Here is a 17439-nt window from a genome sequence, read left to right on the forward strand (position 1 = left end):
TAATTTTATTGTGTGGTAGTATTGACATTATCCGGTATCACCGTGGCTTTGATGACTCTCCCGAACTTAATTGGTATCTTGCTGTTACATAGGGAAGTGAAAAACTCTGTCAAGGAGTATTGGCGACGGATGAAGGAGAAGTAATGACTGTGAATAACATTTTTTGTGTATAATACGCTTTGTATGTGTTTAATAACGCCTATCTTTGCCAATTACCGGAATTTTAGGTTCTGGGTATTAGTTGAGAAGAGTAATGATTGAGAGTTGGCAAAGTTTTATTGAATGAAGTATTTTACAAAGTTAATACGCTGGATATCTTCACAGGAGCATTTATATTTCTTATTTGCCCTGTTATTTATCATCCCAAACTGTGTGTTCTTTTTTACGGAACCGCTTCCCGTCACGGTCGGTATCGCCTCGTTGCTGATACCTTTGGCCTTTTGGATGGGTGTTTTGTTAGTGGCCCGTAAACCGGGGATCGTGGTTTGGTGCCTGTTGCCGAAGGTTATATTAGATGGGGGACAGTTGGTGCTTCTGTATCTTTTCGGGCAGTCCGTGATAGCGGTTGATATGTATTTGAACCTTACCAGCTCGAACGCTTCCGAGGCTAGCGAATTATTGGGGAATATCATTTTGGTGATCGGTTGCGTATTCTTTTTCTATACATTGCCTACTCTAATACTCGCTTATCGTTCGATACGGCAGAAAGAGAAATTGCGAAATCCTTTCCGGAAGAAATGGGCCAAGATCAGCCTAGGCATGTTTGTCATGGGCTTGATCCTTTGCTTCCTGTCTCCTTTGCAAGATCACCGGTTTTCATGGAAGGACGATGTGTATCCGGCTAACGCCCTATACAATTTATATTTCGCCATAAATAAGGCGGAGAGGAACCGTAAGTATCATATTACTTCCGCCGACTTTAAGTTCGACGCCACTAAGCTGGAACAAGCTGAGGGAAAACGGGAGATCTACGTCTTGGTAGTGGGAGAGACCTCCCGTGCTATGGAATGGAGCCTTTACGGATACGAGCGCAAGACGACTCCCCGTATGGAGGCTTTAGACGGATTGGTGCATTTCACGGATGTGGTGACGCAATCGAATAATACGCATAAAAGTGTCCCCATTATCCTGTCCGCTGCCAGCGCCGAGAATTATGGAGTCCTTTACGACGAGAAAAGTATCGTGACCGCTTTCAAAGAGGCTGGTTTCCGTACGCTCGTGATCGCCAACCAGAAACTAACGACCTCGATGATCGGCGCTTTTTACCGGGAGGCAGATACCTTTATCGATATGAGCGCATTTAATACGGGTTCTACGCTAACCTCCTTGCACGATGCGGCGATCCTGCCTTATCTAAAGAAGGAACTGGATAAAGAGGACGGTAATCTTTTCGTAGTACTGCATACTTATGGCTCGCATTTTAATTACCATGAACGTTATCCGAAGGAGTTCCGTTTCTATAGGCCGGATAAGGCGGAGGGAATTCGTGCCTCGTATAAAAAGGAGTTACGGAACGCTTATGATAATTCCATCCACTATACAGATTACGTGCTGGGGGAAATCGTGGATATGTTGGCGAAGACAAATGCTCCGGCATCCATGCTTTACTTAAGCGATCATGGAGAGGATATCTTCGATGATTCCAGAGCCCGTTATCTGCATGCTTCTCCGATACCGACCTATTACCAGTTGCATATCCCGTATGTGATCTGGTTCTCGAAGGCTTACCGGGAGTCATATCCCCAGAAATATCTGGAAGCGCAGGCACACGAGACTTATCCGGTTAGCACGAACAGCGTATTCCATACGATGCTTGATATAGCCGGTGTGCGGACTCCGGTGGCCGATTCCACGTTTGCTTTAACGAATCGTGCCTTCAAGGTACGTGACCGTATGTATCTGGGAGACCATGACGACCCGATCCCATTTTGGAAAGTCGGCTTAAAAAAGCAGGATTTTGAGATGATGGATAAATGGGATATCGCTTATGATAGGAATTAGACTGATCTCAATCGTATATGAAAGAGCAAAGCGGACATATTACTAGCAAGGTGATATTAGGCTATATTTTGCTGATTACCATTGCGGTCTGCTCAGTCGCTTACATTTATAATATAGTAGAGAAAGTGGCCGAGGAGGACGAGCCGGATCATCAGGCACGCCGGAAGGTGTACTTGGTCACCAATACGCTCTCCCTGCTCTATGAAAGCGAGGCGTTGGGGCAGTTGGTAGGCATGCCCCAGAACGAGTTCCGCCACTTCAATCGTACGTTGAATAAGGCCCATAATAACATGGATTCGTTGAGGACCTTGGTGACGGACTCCATGCAACTCCTGAAAATAGATACGATCGACATACTGCTGGAGCGTAAGCGATGGAATACCCGCCGCTTGCTTGAGACTTGGCAGGAAGCGAACACGGAGCGTCTTTATACGGAGAATATCGAGAAAATAATTGCCGTCCGGGATACGATCGTAAATGAGGTGCAGGTACAAGAGCGGGTAGAGGTCAAGCAAGATACGGTGGTAGTTCCCCGTAAGAAGCGAGGATTCTTCAAGCGTTTGGCCGACGTGTTCTCTCCCGGCAAGGAAGATACCAGCATCGTGGTGAACACGACCCGGGAGATCGTTACCGATACGTTGGTGAACGCTTATAATCCGACCGATACGATTGTCAGCGTGCTGAAAAGCATCCAAGACAGTGTGGCTTGGCAACGGCAACAACTGATGGATCAGTTGTTGGAAAGGGCCTCTAACTTACGGTATAACAATAGCGTGATTACCCGGGAGATCAACCAGATGCTCCGTAATATCGAGGAGGAGGAGATGGAGGCGTCGCTGGAAAGGGTCTATAAGAAGCAGGTACTATTAAGGGAGACCTCCCATTTGATCGCCGGAATCGCGATCGTCTCCGTGGTAATCGCCTTTCTGTTCCTCTTCTTTATCTCACGGGATATCTCACGAAGTAAATATTACCGTATGCAACTGGAAAAGGCGAAACAGGTCGCCGAGAGCTTATTGCGAAGCCGTGAGAAGCTGATGTTGACGATCAGCCACGATATACGGGCTCCGCTCTCTTCCATCATCGGATATATCGAGCTTTTGCTACGCCGCCATCCAGACGAGCGTCAGCAATATTATCTGGAGAACATGAAAGGTTCCTCGGATCATATCCTTTCCTTGGTGAACGACCTGTTGGATTTCCAGCGGTTGGAGTCCGGCGAGATGGAGGTGCATAGCGTTCCCTTCCGTGTCCCGGCCTTGTTCGATGAGATCTATACCAGCTTCCAGCCGATAGCGGAGGCGAAAGGCTTACGGTTTGTCTTGAACCTGAAACCGGAGGAGACTGGGCAAGTTTATATGGGCGACCCGATCCGTATCCGGCAGGTCGTAGGAAACCTCTTATCTAACGCTATCAAGTTCACGGAAGCGGGGCGAGTCGTTTTACTTGTCTCCTTACAGAAACTGTCCGCTGTCCATTATCAACTGTCCATTACCGTCAGCGATTCCGGTCCGGGCATCCCGAAAGAGGAACAAGAGCGGATATTCGGGGAGTTTACTCGCCTTGCCGATACGGAAGAGGTGGAAGGTTTCGGTCTGGGCCTCTCCATCACCCGTAAGCTTCTGTCCTTGATGAACGGTACGCTTGCTTTGGATAGTACCCCGGGGAAAGGCAGTGATTTCACGATCTTGCTACCTCTTCCCTTGGCCGATAATCAATCTTTGCCGGACGTAACGGCGGAGGCTCCGGATGCTGGTGAGGCCGAGGCTTTACCCTTGTTTGAGGGGCAAGATGTCTATTGTCTTCTGGTAGATGACGATCCTCTACAACTGGCCTTGACGGAGGAACTCTTGAAGCAGAGTCACGTGCAGGTGGTAGGTTGTACGAATCCGCATAACGTCCTCGAGCTATTGCGGAACACCGTATTCAACGCCATTATCACCGATATACAGATGCCGACGCTGGATGGCTATCATTTACTGGAGCGGATACGTACGTCCGGTATCCCCGGAACGGATGAGATCCCGGTGATCGCCCTATCTGCCAGTATCGCCAAGGAGCACGAGCATTATCTGGAGGCTGGTTTCACGGGTTTCTTGAACAAGCCGTTTACCGCCGCCCAATTAATCTCCTTGCTGAATGAGTTGCTGACACTCCATCTGGAGGCAAGGAGCGAGTTGAATTTCTCTTCGTTGACCGCTTTTGCCGGAGAGGATCCGGAGGCCTCAGCCTCTATACTGAAAACCTTCTCGGAGGAAACCCGCAAGAGCATCGACTTACTTCGAGATGCGTTAGAGGGAAAAGACCGGGAGGAAGCCTCCCGGATATCTCATAAGTTGATTCCCCTGTTCACGATGCTGGGGGCCAATTCATTGGTACAACACCTGCGGATCTTGGAGAAGAACGATGAGGAACTGACCGATTCCGGCTGGTACCACCTGCTGGGCGAGGTAATCGAGCAAGCACTTGCTATCGTGAAGGATGCGGAGTCCGCCATCGGGTAATCTTGTGGAATCCGGTGTGGAATAAATACCCATCCGTGGAATGCCTTTCCCCATGCTTTTGAAATAAAATTCTACTTTATAGAAACAAAATTTATCTATTACTTGTTAAAGGATAAGTAGTTAGATATTCATTGTCGTGCGTTTCGCTGGCTTTGGCACGATATTCGCTATCTATTTAATGAAATCGCAAGTGGGCGTTTCTACATTTAAACCGTTAAAAACAAAAGTCATGAATTTATTCATGGCGAAAGATTAAGTCCTGAGTATTCAATTTAAGTCTGCAAAAGAAAAAGGCATCCTTTCGAGGATGCTTTTTTTATTTAGTTTCGTTACTTTTGCCACGAAATAATAAAATCTACTGAATCATATCATGGAACATGCGCTACAATCCCGACCTCGTATCGAGGTGGTCGACGCATTACGAGGATTTGCTGTTATGGCTATTATCCTATTGCATAATATCGAGCATTTTAACTTGTATAATTTTCCGGAGGCTACTACCGATTTTATGAAAGCCTTGGATAAAGGGGTATGGGATACCTTGTTCTTCCTCTTTTCCGGGAAGGCATACGCTATTTTCGCCCTGCTGTTCGGTTTTAGTTTTTTCATCCAGTTTGATAACCAAGCGAGGAAAGGGAAGGACTTCCGGCTTCGTTTCTTCTGGCGGTTGATGCTCCTATTCTTTATCGGTTGCTTCAACGCCTCGTTCTTCCCGGGGGAGATATTGGTGCTTTATTCGATCTTGGGTATTGTGTTGATACCGGTTTGCAAGTTGAGTAATAAGATGGTATTGGCGATCGCCGTGTTTTTGATGCTACAGCCCATGGAATGGGGTAAATTCATGTATGCCTTGATGCATCCGGAATATGTGGCATCCAAGGAACAATGGCTGGTGCACTGTATGCGGATCTATCCGTATATGGAAGGTGCTAGCTTTTGGGAAATGGTCAAGTCTAATCTGTGGGACGGGCAGCTGTATAGCCTTCTCTGGGCTTGGAGCTATGGACGTTTCTTCCAGACATCGGCTCTCTTTATGCTGGGCATGTTGTTGGGGCGCAAGGGATTGTTTGTCGATCCGGAGAAGCATCGGACGTTTTGGACAAGGACCTTTGTTATCGGGGTAGTTTGTTTCATTCCCCTCTATTATCTGTCCCTTTCCCTACCCGGTTTGCTAGAGCGTACCGAAGAGCTTCGCCCGATGAGTACGATCGTGTCTTCCTTGCGTAATTTCTCGTTCATGTGCGTATTGGTATCCTCCTTTATCTTTTTGTGGCAGTGGAAGGCGCCGCAAAAGGTGCTTCACGGGCTTGTGCCTTACGGGAAAATGAGCTTGACGAATTACCTCACGCAATCGATGGTAGGCTCTTTTATCTATTTCGGATACGGTTTATCCCTGTATGACGATCTGGGAACGACCGCTAGCTTCGCCGTAGGAATCCTTCTTTTCATTCTCCAGCTAGGTTTTTGCCACTGGTGGTTAGCCCATCATAAACAAGGTCCTTTCGAGGGAGTATGGCGTAAAGCTACGTGGATGTTTTCTTGATTCGTTTTATTTATTTACCTTTGTGGTTACTATAAATAATCTGAGTGGGTATGTTGTCGATTCTAATCGTTGAAGATGATATAACTTTTTCCTTGATGCTTACCACATGGCTGGGTAAGAAAGGGTTTGTCGTAAGATCCTCGTCCTCTGTTTCCGATGCTAAACGGAGGCTGGGGGAGGAAGCGTTCGATTTGGTTATATCGGATTTACGCCTGCCGGATAGTGACGGGATCGACTTATTGAAATGGCTGAAAAGCACTCATCCTTCCTTACCCCTTATCATGATGACCAGTTATGCGGAGATACAAACGGCGGTTCAGGCGATGAAGCTGGGAGCGGCGGATTATATTGCCAAGCCGTTGAACCCGGATGAGTTGCTGGGTAAGATCAAGGAACTTGTGTACGTGGAGGAGAAGGCTCCGGCGAGAGTCCCGGTTTCTTCGGCCCCGGATCTTTATATCGAGGGGCAGAGCCAAGCGGCCCGCCAGCTTTATGAGCATGTGCGTTTGGTGGCTCCGACGGATATGTCGGTATTGGTGACCGGCGCTAGCGGTACCGGTAAGGAGTATATCGCCCGTCGGATCCACGAGCAAAGTAATCGTAGCAAGGCTCCGTTTGTCGCCGTGGATTGCGGCGCTATCCCCAAGGAATTGGCGGCTTCCGAGTTCTTCGGCCACGTGAAAGGTTCTTTTACGGGGGCGATCGAGAACAAGACTGGGGCGTTTGTGGCGGCTCAAGGCGGTACGATATTTTTGGATGAGATCGGGAACCTGACGTATGAGGTACAGGTTCAGCTATTGCGTGCCCTACAGGAGCGCAAGGTAAAGCCGATCGGGAGCAATCAGGAGATCGCTATCAACGTGCGCTTGATATCCGCAACGAACGAGAACTTGCGGCAGGCGATCGAGAAAGGAGATTTCCGTGAGGACCTGTACCATCGTATCAATGAGTTCACGATCCGTATCCCGGACTTGAAAGAGCGAAAAGAGGATTTGCTCTTGTTCGCCAATCATTTTCTCGATCTGGCGAATAGCGAGCTCCAGAAAGATATCATCGGTTTCGACAACGATACCATGCAATTGTTCCAATCTTATTCTTGGCCGGGTAACCTGCGGCAGATGAAGAACGTTATCAAGTACGCTACCTTATTGGCGACCGGTCGATACATCACCCGCAAGGAACTCCCGGAGGAACTGACGGAGAACCTCTCTTCGCACACCAACATCCAGCTTAAGAACGTGGAGCATGAACGTGACCTTATCCGTAAGGCCCTCCAAGAGTGCGGCAATAATAAGACTCGTGCGGCCCAGTTATTGGGCATCGACCGGAAGACGCTTTACAATAAGCTGAAGATTTATCAGTTGGATTGAAAATTCCGTGTTTTATGTGAGTGCTTAAGGCCTATTGGGAGCCTCTGGCTTGTATGATGGGTCTGTTGCGAAATAGAAGCTTATTCTGACTATTTGCTTCATATTATACGAATATGTTGACATACCCTTCGTGCGAAAGTGACAAGATAATGAGATAGGCGTGGTAATAAACACGCTTTTTCTTGAAAAAGGGGCCGATTTTGTACACGATAGGTGGCGAAACCTGTTGCGATAGGTCGTATTGCCCAATGCCGATACTCGCGTTAGGCATTATGAGCGGTCACGCATAGGGTTATGAGTACTCATGAATGGGCATTCTTACCGTGCTATAACCCTATCGTAACACTGCTTTTACCCTTTTCTTGCCTCAAAATATGAGATACGATGAATTAATTTCGCTGGAGCGAGAGGCTGTTTTTCTGTATTCATCTGTCAACGAGACAAATGCTGCTTTTTCTTCTCGCATTTAGAAACGAGCCGTACCTTTGCCCGAAAAAATCGATTCTCCGAGACTTTAGTTTTCATTTTGTCAAATTGCCAGATGGTATGTTATTGCCAAGAGAAAATCGCTAGGGGCTTTCTCCACATCGGCACCAACCACCTTTGCCGGGAACAGTAACTTTGGCTGATAAGCTGATTGAATGGTTGGAGTAGGGTGAATAGTCTTTTATTATTCTTTTTTAACATGACATGGAATAAATATTGTCTATTTATCAAAGGTTTTTTCTTTGGAGTATTATTAATTATAGTTAATTGATGTGATAATATTTGTGCGTTTAAGAACTTCGCATTATAATAAAATCTACCTTTGCTGTTGATAATACTCAATAAGTTGATTAAAATATACAACTTCTTTTTTTAATGATGTTATAGGGGAAATATTTAATGATTAAGCATATGAAGAGATGTATTTTTACGAAAGTAAAGTTCATGGCACTGTTCCTGTTTGCGGTGCTGATGACCGCATGTACAGCGGACGTGTACGAGCCTAAGCCGGATCCCGATCCAAAGCCGAGACCGGACGAGAGTACAAATGGTATTCCGAATGATTTTGATTATTCAACAAAGGCTAGCCATAAATTGACTGTTAAAGTCTTGGATGAATATGAGGGGAAACGTTATTATACGATAGAAGTATTTGGTTCGGACCCTATCACTGATCCTAATTCTGTTTTCTATGTTGGAGGTAAAACAAACTCAAGGAATCCATTTATTGTTGATTTGGCTTTACCTAAGACTCAAGAATATATTTATATTAAGAAAACGGATGCACAAGGGTATAGTACTGTTGTAAGCTTAGAGGTGAAAGATGGCGATTTATTATTGGATTATACGGATCCAGTTATTACAAAATCTTTTTTGCGTAGTGACAGCGGGATTAGTGATCAAGAAATAACACGTTGGCTCACCCCGCTTTCGGAGAAGGAAATTGAGAAGTTGGATAAAAAAGCTGAGATGAAAGATGTAATAGAGCTACGGAGTGGTATGACTCTTGATAAAAATAAGAGTTATAAAATTACGAGCGGAAAGGTCAACAATGTCGTTTTCCCTGATAACGAGAACTACACTCTTTATATTTTTAGCGGCGCTACCTTGGATTTAGCTTCTTCAGCCTCACCATTGACAAAAAACAGTCAAATTGTAGTTTTTCATGGAGGTCAGATAATTGGCTCTAAGGCTGTTCTGAAAATTGATGGAAATTCTCAATTGGTTAATATGGGTAAAGTAGATATTAATAGAATAGAAACTCTACCTTCGCCACATAGTTCAATTTATAATCATACGAATTCGGAAATTACTGTAAACTCAATGCATTTGAATGGAGGTGAACTTCATAATCATTGTTTGGTAAAGGTTGGTACTTTCTCTTTTGATGGATCTGCTTCCGGATTATATTTAAATCGGGGTTCTTCTGTAATTTCCGGGAATTTTATATATGGTTATGATACGAAAATATCGATGGCGGAACATTCCTTGTTTGAGACAGATGCGTTGAATCCTGCTCAAACAGGTCCTGTATCCTTAGTTGTAGAGGATGCGGATGCCAATCAATATGGAGATGGAAATAGTGCCAAATTGTTTAAGGTGAATGGTGTATTGGATTATACATCTGTTCAGATAACAGGCTTTTTCTGGAGTGATTTATATACTTATGCGCAAAGTGAAGTAAATTATTCAGCTAATAAGAATGGTGCGTTAAGAGTGGTTGGCAATAAATGCCCTGTAAATATATCCGGTGATTGTTTTGGCGATATCAATTACAGTAAAGATGAGCCTTTTACAGACGAATCCGAGACGCCTGAGTATAAACCTGAATATGATAAGACAGAAGCTTATGTCTATTTATTTGAAGACAATTGGCCTAATTTTGGTGACTATGATATGAATGACTTGGTTATGATTGTCAGCATCATGAATACGACAGAGGCTAGCAGTGAAGGTATTAATGCAAAAACTGTATATTTATCAACAAGTGTTAGGGCTGTAGGTGCAACGAAATCTTTATATGCTTTTGCGAAGATCCAAGGAACAGACAAGGTTATTAATTTATTGGAAGGAAAAGAGGCGCATGAGTTCATGAATAGCGAGCCAGGTCAAATAATAAATACATATAATAAGACTTGTGAAGCACGTGAAAGCTTGATAGAAGTAGATGTGAATGGCATGAGCGGAGTTGTGAATGCTAACAACTTAAACGTTTTTATTGTTTGGGGTGATCCTAATAAGAATAAAAAGAACGAGGTCCATATAGCTGGTTTTTTAGGGACGGAACAAGCAGCCACGGCCTTAACAAGTGATGAATATTATCGATATAAGTATAATGAGAATATTGATAATTCAACAGAGGAATTTAATAATATGATGTGGGGATTGATGATCCCTAAATCATCTTTTGATTCATATCCTAGAGAAGGTATTTCTATTATGGATGCATATCCTCAATTTATGAATTGGGCCAAGTCTGGAGGAAAAGATGTTTTGGATTGGTATACTTTAGGTGTCAATGATCTTCTTTACCAAGGAGATTCTGCTAAAGATAAGTGATCATAGCATCTAAATGATAATTTTATTTGTCGTAAACAGTAAATAGATTTAAGAATAAAAACGGATTGCGGGAACTTTATCCTTAGCAATCCGTTTTTCATTTCTATTAATCCAGCATCAAACTCATATAAGCCATCCTACCTTGATAACCCATCAACTGTCGTGTTAGCGTTTGGTTATCCATTTGTTCCAAATCTTTTTTGGAGACAGGGCTTTCGTGTTGTTTGGATAGCCAGAGGTGGATCATGCGTTTCGTGTCGATGATGCGGGCCATACCCATAGGTAAGGTACCCGGAGGGGTGGGAGGGGTATTGACCGTCGCTTGCGATATGTTATTTTGCAGGGTAAGCTCTTGCAATAGTAATTCCTTGATCTCTTCCGAGTCGTAAAGAAGTTCCTTGATAAAAAGCTTTTTGTCGGACGGCGCTGTACCCGCCTCAAGAGGCAGTGCGAAAGCCATGCCAACCACCTTCTCGTTCTCGTCCAAGGCCGTGTACATCCCCCCGTTATCTAATTGCAGATCACGAAGTATCGTGATGAAATCATCCTGCGAGTGCAAGATACAGGAAGGGCGTTCACGTAATTTGCGGTTGAAATAAGCGAACAATTCGTCGGTTGTCGGTACCTCCGGTTGGATAACCGTTATCTTCGGGAGTTGAACCGGCGTATTCGGGCGGATATATGTCTCTACGGAATAATCGAATGCCTCGGTATAACCCTGTTCCCTATAATAGTCGAATAACCAAGGATCGGCAGGGATTAAGGCGGAGATAGCGATCTCACGCCGTTCCATTTCCTCGAATGTCTCTTGCAAGAGTTGTCGCATAAGCCCTTGCCCTCTTTCTTCCGGAGTCGTGCACGCCCCAGAGATATAGCCTACCGAGATCTCGGTACCCAAATAAGTCATCGTATGAGGAACTATCTGCAAGGCAGAAACTATTTTACCGTCCTTCTCGATGGTCATTGCGTTCTCGTCCTTGTAAACACGATCAAAATAAAGGCTGATAAATGCCTCGGAATCCCCGAAGCAGGTACGCCATAAGTTTACGATTTGTTGTTTCTTGTCCATAATTTATTTAGTTTGCGTAAGTTGCTTTTTTATTGCGGCACTCTTCTCTAATAGTATGGTAGGCTGATAAGAAAGCTTCGCTTGGCGCAACCCCGGTATGCCGAGATCCTCCTCCCGGTTCACGTAAGTATACTGTTCCGGAAGGTGAGAAGCGAACTCTTGGTTAATCACCGTATAGGCACCGTCGAAATTCACGTCCGCTTTCTCCACGTGAACCCCGAATGTATTATGGTTGATGGGGGCCCCGAAAGAGAAAGCGATAATCTCGTTATCCACCCGGAGAGCGCCACCGATCAGGCTTAGGCTGTCAAAATGATGCAAGGCATAGGTAAGGGAGCGACGTTCGTCATTAAGCTCTTCCTCGTCATTATCTCCATTGTTCGCCTTATACCATTTACATTCCAGTTTCAGGCATTGGGGGACGATATCCGGCGTGATAGGGACATACTCGTACGAATATTGTTTCTTGAAATTATTGATATGATTACGTTTGGATTGGTATTTCTTACCCCGTAAGGTCGCTAAATCCTCCCGTAAATAAATGTAATCGAAATAATCCCGTTCTGGGATATAAAAAAAGCTTCCGGGAAGTGCGCCTTCCAGTTGCTCCTTGGCGTCGGGGGTGATACCCAGCATACAGAGCGGATGTCCATATTTTAAGGAATCCTCTTCCAGCAAACGAACGGCACCCGCTAAATCTCCATCCCCGACAGGCATCATATAGGCGAAACGGCTCTTGTCCTCGATCATGAAACGGATTAATAAATAGCCATCCACGATAGCGAATTCACTGTCATATAAGAAACGCCAACTGCACATGTTCGCGAATGAGAAATCACAATTGCGATAATCGCTGGGAAATGTAAATGAGGTTATGATCTCTTTGTCTTCTAACCTGATCGGTTTAAACGGTATATCCATAAATTTTCTTGTACTGTTTTACAAACTGCAAATATAAAACTAAAATGCGTGTGCGAATGTTTAGAATGGGAATAATAAAGGTAATATAAATACCATAACGATTCCCATCACGATTTGTAAAGGCAACCCCACCTTTACATAGTCCATAAATGTATATTTTCCGGCGGACATAACGAGTGCGTTGGGTGGCGTAGAGAAGGGGGAGGCGAAGCACATGCTGGCACCTACCGTCACCGCCAGCAGGAATGGATAAGGGCTAACGTTGATGGCTATGGCGGATTGAAGGGCAATAGGGGCTACCAGTACCGCCGTGGCCGTGTTGCTGATAAACATGGTCAGTAGCGAGGTGGTGAAATAAATTCCGGCCATCAAGACGAGCGGTCCGTAATCGCCTAGTCCGCTCACCAATTTCTCCGAGATAAGATTGGAGGCGCCTGTCTTCTCTAAGGCTAGCGACATGGGTAACATGGCGGCGATCAAGACTACGCTTTCCCAATTAATCGTTTTATAAGCCTCTTCCACGTTACGGAAACATCCGGTTAATACCATCAATATTCCCGCTATGATTACCGCCGCTACCGGAGGAATCGGGATGAAGTCGAATACCATGGCGGCAATCATTAAGACCATGATCAAGGCGGCGACAGGGGCTTTATAATCCAGAGTGACTTTAGAGGCCTCTTCTAAGGGCTGGCCCAATACCACCCATTGCGATTGTTTCTGGCTCATGCGAGCGATACTGTCCCATGTGCCTTGTATTAGAAGGATATCGCCGGCATGCATCTTTATATCTTTTATATCATTCAGTATATATTCCCCTTTCCGTTGGATGCCTAAGATATTCACGGAATATTTATCCCTGAAACCAGAGTCCTTTACCGCCTTATTTATCAATTTCGAGTCGGGCATTAATAAGACCTCGGCGATACCGATCTCCCGAACGCTCAGCTTTTCAACCTCCGCCCCTTCAACATATTCGGATACGTGGGTATCCGTAAGCTCCAGATTCTGTTCTTTGGCGAATTGGTTTACTTTCTCGAACGGGCCGAACACATAGAGGATATCGTTCTCCTGTAATTCCGTATGTGGGCCGGCTAAGGACTGGTCTACGGTTTTAAGGAAACGTCCTTGAGAGGACGACTGCCGGCGTATCTCCAGAATGGAGAGATTATAAGCCTGCGTAATATTTAATTCTTGCAATTTTTTCCCTCCGATCCGGGAACCGGGCCTGATCTGTATCCGATATAGATTATCCGATAATTGGTATTTCTTGGCTAACTCTTTTGGGGAGTGCCCGGTTGTAGTCTTCGTGTCTTTGCCATCCTCCTTTTTTACCAAGAAGAATTTGCTTAGGGGAATCAAGACGACCAAGCCGATAAGCACACAAATAACCCCGATAGGCGTAAACGAGAAAAACGATAGATCCGTGAATCCGGCGTTGGATAGCACCTCATCTACCACGAGGTTCGGAGGCGTACCGATCAGCGTGGCCATTCCGCCCATGCTACTAGCGAAAGCCAAGGGCATCAAAAACCTCCCGGGACTGATATTGGCGCTTGCCGCCATGCTCACTACGATCGGAAGCATGAGGGCCACGGTACCCGTATTACTGACGAACGCCCCGATAAAAGCGGTGACCATCATGATCAATATGAATAATTTCAATTCGCTTTTTCCCGCTAGACGGAGTATCTTGCTGCTGATCATTTTGGCCAATCCCGTTTTAAAGATAGCTCCTCCTACGACAAACAACCCGACCATCATGATGACGATAGGATTGGAGAAGCCGGAAAGCGCTTCTTCGGGTGTAAGTATGTTGAATACGATTAATAAGACGAGGGCGCATAGAGCGACAAGATCGGAACGTAATTTTCCATTAACAAAGAAAACGGCTGATAGGGCCAGTATTATAAGTGTTGTGATCATAGGGTATAAATATTATATAAGTAAAGAACAAAAAATAGGGGGTATTTGTTCGTTACTTTCTTGTTTCGGGAAAAATGGCTAAACTTATAGGTTGAACAGCCATTTTGTAAAATAGGGGCTGGAGCTATTTTTGCAATATGAAATTCGCAACAATTAGGTTAAAACGAATGTTATTTTAATGTCTAACGAAAAGAAGATAAATCAGAGATGAAAAAGTACGACGCGATTATTATTGGTTTTGGGAAAGGTGGAAAAACCTTGGCGGCGGATTTGGCTAACCATGGATGGAATGTAGCTGTGGTGGAGCGTTCGACGGGTATGTACGGAGGCACTTGTATCAATATCGGCTGTATACCGACGAAAGCGCTTGTACATTACGCTCAAGTGACAGGGTATCGCAGACCTTCTACCTTCGAGCAACATGCGGAGGAGTTTAAACAGGCTATCCTCGCCAAGGAGAAACTGACCTCTTTGCTTCGTGAGAAGAATTTCAAGAATCTGGATGATCGGGAGACCGTAACGGTCTATACCGGAGAGGCTTCTTTTCGTTCCCCTTATGAGATTGTCGTGAAAACGGATACGGACTCTTTCTTGCTGGAAGGCGAGAAGATATTCATCAATGCCGGAGCCACGACGATTATTCCTACGATAAGCGGTATCGAGGATAATCCTTACGTATATACAAGTACTTCCATTATGGAACTGGAGAAACTGCCACGGCATCTGGTTATTGTCGGAGGCGGATATATCGGGCTGGAATTCGCTTCCATGTTCGCCGGTTTTGGGTCGGAGGTAACGATCTTGGAGGCAGGGGAGGTGTTCATCCCTCGTGAGGACCGGGACATCGCCGATTCGGTGAAGTCTACGCTAGAGAAAAAAGGGATCGCCATTCATTTGAATACGGTCGTGCAGACGATCGAGCAGGATGCCGAGCGGGCTACGGTGATCTGCCGTAACGCTATCTCGGGAGATACCTTGCGGCTGGATGCCGAGGCGGTGCTTTTGGCTACCGGCCGTAAACCGAATACGGAAAGCCTAAATCTGCAAGCCGCCGGAATACGGACGACTAATCGTGGCGCTATCGAGGTGGATAGTAAGTTGCGTACCAATATCCCTAATATCTGGGCGATCGGGGATGTACATGGCGGATTGCAATTCACCTATCTGTCCTTGGATGATTACCGTATTATCCGGGAAGAGCTGTTTGGTAACGGTTTCCGGAGCTTGGACGATCGGGAAGCTGTGGCTTATTCCGTATTCATCGATCCTCCGTTGGCCCATGTCGGGCTGAACGAGACGCAAGCCCGTAAGATGGAGAAAAATATAAAGGTGGCCAGCCTGCCCGCTGCCGCCATGCCTCGTACCCGTACCATCGAGCAGACGGATGGCTTGCTGAAGGCCGTGGTAGATGCGGATACCGGGAAGATCCTAGGATGTACCTTATTCTGCGCCGAGTCCAGCGAAGTCATAAATACGGTTAGCTTGGCGATGCGTCTCGGGCAAGATTACACGTTCCTCCGGGATTCGATATTCACCCATCCGTCGATGAGTGAGGCTTTAAATGATCTATTTGGATTAATAAAATAAAAACATAAATATGAAAACATCAGACATTGGATTAATCGGCTTGGCCGTGATGGGCGAGAACCTTGCGTTGAATATGGAAAGCAAGGGGTTCACCGTATCCGTTTATAATCGTACGGCGCCGGGAGAGGAAGGCGTGGTAGATCGCTTCATGAGCGGTCGTGGAAAAGGAAAGAATTTTATAGGAACCCATACGATACAGGAATTTGTCGAGTCTATCGAGCGTCCTCGCAAGATTATGCTGATGGTAAAAGCGGGTGCCCCGGTGGATGAGCTGATGGCTCAATTGATCCCTTACTTATCACCCGGTGACGTGATTATTGATGGTGGTAACTCAGACTTCCATGATACGGAACGACGGGTGAAGGAGATGGAGGCGCATGGGATGTACTTCGTAGGTACCGGAATCTCCGGAGGCGAGATCGGTGCCTTGTACGGACCTTCGGTGATGCCGGGTGGTTCGCCTGCCGCTTGGCCTTTGGTGAAGGATGTCTTGCAAAGCATCGCCGCCAAGCTGGACGACGGGACGCCTTGTTGCCAATGGATTGGTCCGGGTGGAGCCGGCCATTTCGTGAAAATGGTACACAATGGTATCGAGTATGGAGATATGCAGTTGATTTCCGAGGCGTATTCCTTATTGAAGAATCGTCTGGATCTGGACAATGAGGCCTTGGCTCGTATCTTTGAGGATTGGAACACGGGAGAGCTGGATAGCTACCTGATCGGTATTACGGCCGATATTCTCCGCTTCAAGGACGAGGCGGGGGAGGGCTACCTGCTAGATAAGATATTGGATGCCGCCGGCCAGAAGGGTACCGGTAAATGGAGCGCTATCGCCGCTATGGACGAGAATGATCCGCTGACATTGATTACCGAGGCTGTTTATGCCCGTATGCTTTCTTCCATGCAGGAAGAACGGAAAAAAGCGTCCTCGCTTTATCCGAAGAGTGGCGTGCTGGGGCAGACCTTGATCTCGGAGAAAGAGATCAAGCAGGCTTTGTATGCCGCTAAGTTGGTTTCCTATGCGCAGGGATTCTCTTTGTTGTACCAAGCCTCTAAGCGATATGATTGGCAGTTGGATTACGGTACGATCGCCAAGATTTGGCGGAAGGGATGTATCATACGCTCTGTCTTTTTGGAGAAAATTACGCAGGCTTATGAGAAGAACCGGAATCTGGAGAACCTCTTATTCGATGAGTTCTTTATTCAAAAGATCGAGTCTTCCTTGTTGGCTTGGCGGCAAGTGGTAGCCGAGGGTGCCTTGCATGGAGTGGCTTTGCCGGCGATGAGCTCGGGGTTGAGCTATTTCGATGGACTGTCTACCCCGCATTCCGCCGCTAACTTGATTCAGGCCCAGCGGGATTATTTCGGGGCTCATACTTATGAGCGGGTCGATTGGGAGCGTGGTAAGTTTTTCCATACTAACTGGACGGGTGAGGGAGGAAAGACGGTTTCTGGAACTTATAACGTATAAAG

General features: G+C 45.9%; 11 protein-coding genes. 8 read left to right on the forward strand and 3 right to left on the reverse strand.

What is annotated here, in order from left to right; genetic code table 11:
• Window positions 1-12: 12 nt before the first annotated feature.
• The 6 genes from CI960_RS23145 to CI960_RS07160 all read left to right on the forward strand — a co-directional run bounded on the left by CI960_RS23145 (window position 13) and on the right by CI960_RS07160 (window position 10463).
• Window positions 13-144, forward strand: a complete 132-nt coding sequence (locus CI960_RS23145) for an alanine:cation symporter family protein (RefSeq protein ID WP_009017246.1) — start codon at window positions 13-15, stop codon at window positions 142-144.
• 138 nt (window positions 145-282) lie between these two features.
• A complete protein-coding gene (locus CI960_RS07135) occupies window positions 283-2001 on the forward strand; it encodes a phosphoethanolamine transferase (protein WP_005857733.1) in 1719 nt (572 codons plus the stop codon).
• A 17-nt stretch (window positions 2002-2018) separates the two neighbouring features.
• Window positions 2019-4505 carry an ATP-binding protein gene (locus CI960_RS07140; RefSeq protein WP_005857731.1) on the forward strand — a complete coding sequence of 829 codons (2487 nt, stop codon included), beginning with the start codon at window positions 2019-2021 and terminating at the stop codon, window positions 4503-4505.
• A gap of 370 nt (window positions 4506-4875) precedes the next feature.
• Window positions 4876-6048 (forward strand): DUF418 domain-containing protein, encoded by a 1173-nt coding sequence (locus CI960_RS07145; protein ID WP_005857729.1) that lies wholly within the window; start codon window positions 4876-4878, stop codon window positions 6046-6048.
• 50 nt (window positions 6049-6098) lie between these two features.
• Complete coding sequence (locus CI960_RS07150; protein ID WP_005857727.1) at window positions 6099-7418, forward strand: sigma-54 dependent transcriptional regulator; 1320 nt, start codon at window positions 6099-6101, stop codon at window positions 7416-7418.
• Between the two features lie 897 nt (window positions 7419-8315).
• The gene (locus CI960_RS07160; RefSeq protein WP_005857725.1) at window positions 8316-10463 is read left to right on the forward strand and encodes an LruC domain-containing protein; all 2148 of its coding nucleotides are present in this window, start codon (window positions 8316-8318) and stop codon (window positions 10461-10463) included.
• 106 nt (window positions 10464-10569) lie between these two features.
• On the opposite strand, the gene CI960_RS07165 is transcribed toward CI960_RS07160, so the two are convergent.
• Genes CI960_RS07165 through CI960_RS07175 form a run of 3 tightly spaced genes read right to left on the reverse strand, consistent with a single transcriptional unit; the run spans window position 10570 to window position 14379 of the window.
• The gene (locus CI960_RS07165; protein WP_005857723.1) at window positions 10570-11532 is read right to left on the reverse strand and encodes a GNAT family N-acetyltransferase; all 963 of its coding nucleotides are present in this window, start codon (window positions 11530-11532) and stop codon (window positions 10570-10572) included.
• Between the two features lie 3 nt (window positions 11533-11535).
• On the reverse strand, window positions 11536-12453 hold the full coding sequence (locus CI960_RS07170; protein WP_005857722.1) for a DUF2156 domain-containing protein: 918 nt from the start codon (window positions 12451-12453) through the stop codon (window positions 11536-11538).
• Window positions 12454-12513: 60 nt separating this feature from the next.
• Window positions 12514-14379, reverse strand: a complete 1866-nt coding sequence (locus tag CI960_RS07175) for an SLC13 family permease (RefSeq protein ID WP_005857720.1) — start codon at window positions 14377-14379, stop codon at window positions 12514-12516.
• Window positions 14380-14586: 207 nt separating this feature from the next.
• Between CI960_RS07175 and CI960_RS07180 the strand changes: the two genes are divergently transcribed.
• The gene (locus CI960_RS07180; RefSeq protein WP_005857718.1) at window positions 14587-15966 is read left to right on the forward strand and encodes an FAD-dependent oxidoreductase; all 1380 of its coding nucleotides are present in this window, start codon (window positions 14587-14589) and stop codon (window positions 15964-15966) included.
• 10 nt (window positions 15967-15976) lie between these two features.
• Complete coding sequence (gene gnd / locus CI960_RS07185; RefSeq protein WP_005857716.1) at window positions 15977-17437, forward strand: decarboxylating NADP(+)-dependent phosphogluconate dehydrogenase; 1461 nt, start codon at window positions 15977-15979, stop codon at window positions 17435-17437.
• Window positions 17438-17439: the final 2 nt, after the last annotated feature.

Origin of the sequence: Parabacteroides sp. CT06, assembly GCF_002257605.1 — a bacterium.
GTDB lineage: Bacteria > Bacteroidota > Bacteroidia > Bacteroidales > Tannerellaceae > Parabacteroides > Parabacteroides distasonis.

What these genes read in the sequence shown, in the direction of transcription:
- CI960_RS07150 (WP_005857727.1), top strand. Translation starts at nt 6,099, where the DNA reads ATGTTGTCGATTCTAATCGTTGAAGATGATATAACTTTTTCCTTGATG.
- CI960_RS07175 (WP_005857720.1), bottom strand. Translation starts at nt 14,379, where the DNA reads ATGATCACAACACTTATAATACTGGCCCTATCAGCCGTTTTCTTTGTT.
- CI960_RS07165 (WP_005857723.1), bottom strand. Translation starts at nt 11,532, where the DNA reads ATGGACAAGAAACAACAAATCGTAAACTTATGGCGTACCTGCTTCGGG.
- CI960_RS07180 (WP_005857718.1), top strand. Translation starts at nt 14,587, where the DNA reads ATGAAAAAGTACGACGCGATTATTATTGGTTTTGGGAAAGGTGGAAAA.
- CI960_RS07140 (WP_005857731.1), top strand. Translation starts at nt 2,019, where the DNA reads ATGAAAGAGCAAAGCGGACATATTACTAGCAAGGTGATATTAGGCTAT.
- CI960_RS07135 (WP_005857733.1), top strand. Translation starts at nt 283, where the DNA reads ATGAAGTATTTTACAAAGTTAATACGCTGGATATCTTCACAGGAGCAT.
- CI960_RS07170 (WP_005857722.1), bottom strand. Translation starts at nt 12,453, where the DNA reads ATGGATATACCGTTTAAACCGATCAGGTTAGAAGACAAAGAGATCATA.
- CI960_RS07145 (WP_005857729.1), top strand. Translation starts at nt 4,876, where the DNA reads ATGGAACATGCGCTACAATCCCGACCTCGTATCGAGGTGGTCGACGCA.
- CI960_RS07160 (WP_005857725.1), top strand. Translation starts at nt 8,316, where the DNA reads ATGAAGAGATGTATTTTTACGAAAGTAAAGTTCATGGCACTGTTCCTG.
- gnd (WP_005857716.1), top strand. Translation starts at nt 15,977, where the DNA reads ATGAAAACATCAGACATTGGATTAATCGGCTTGGCCGTGATGGGCGAG.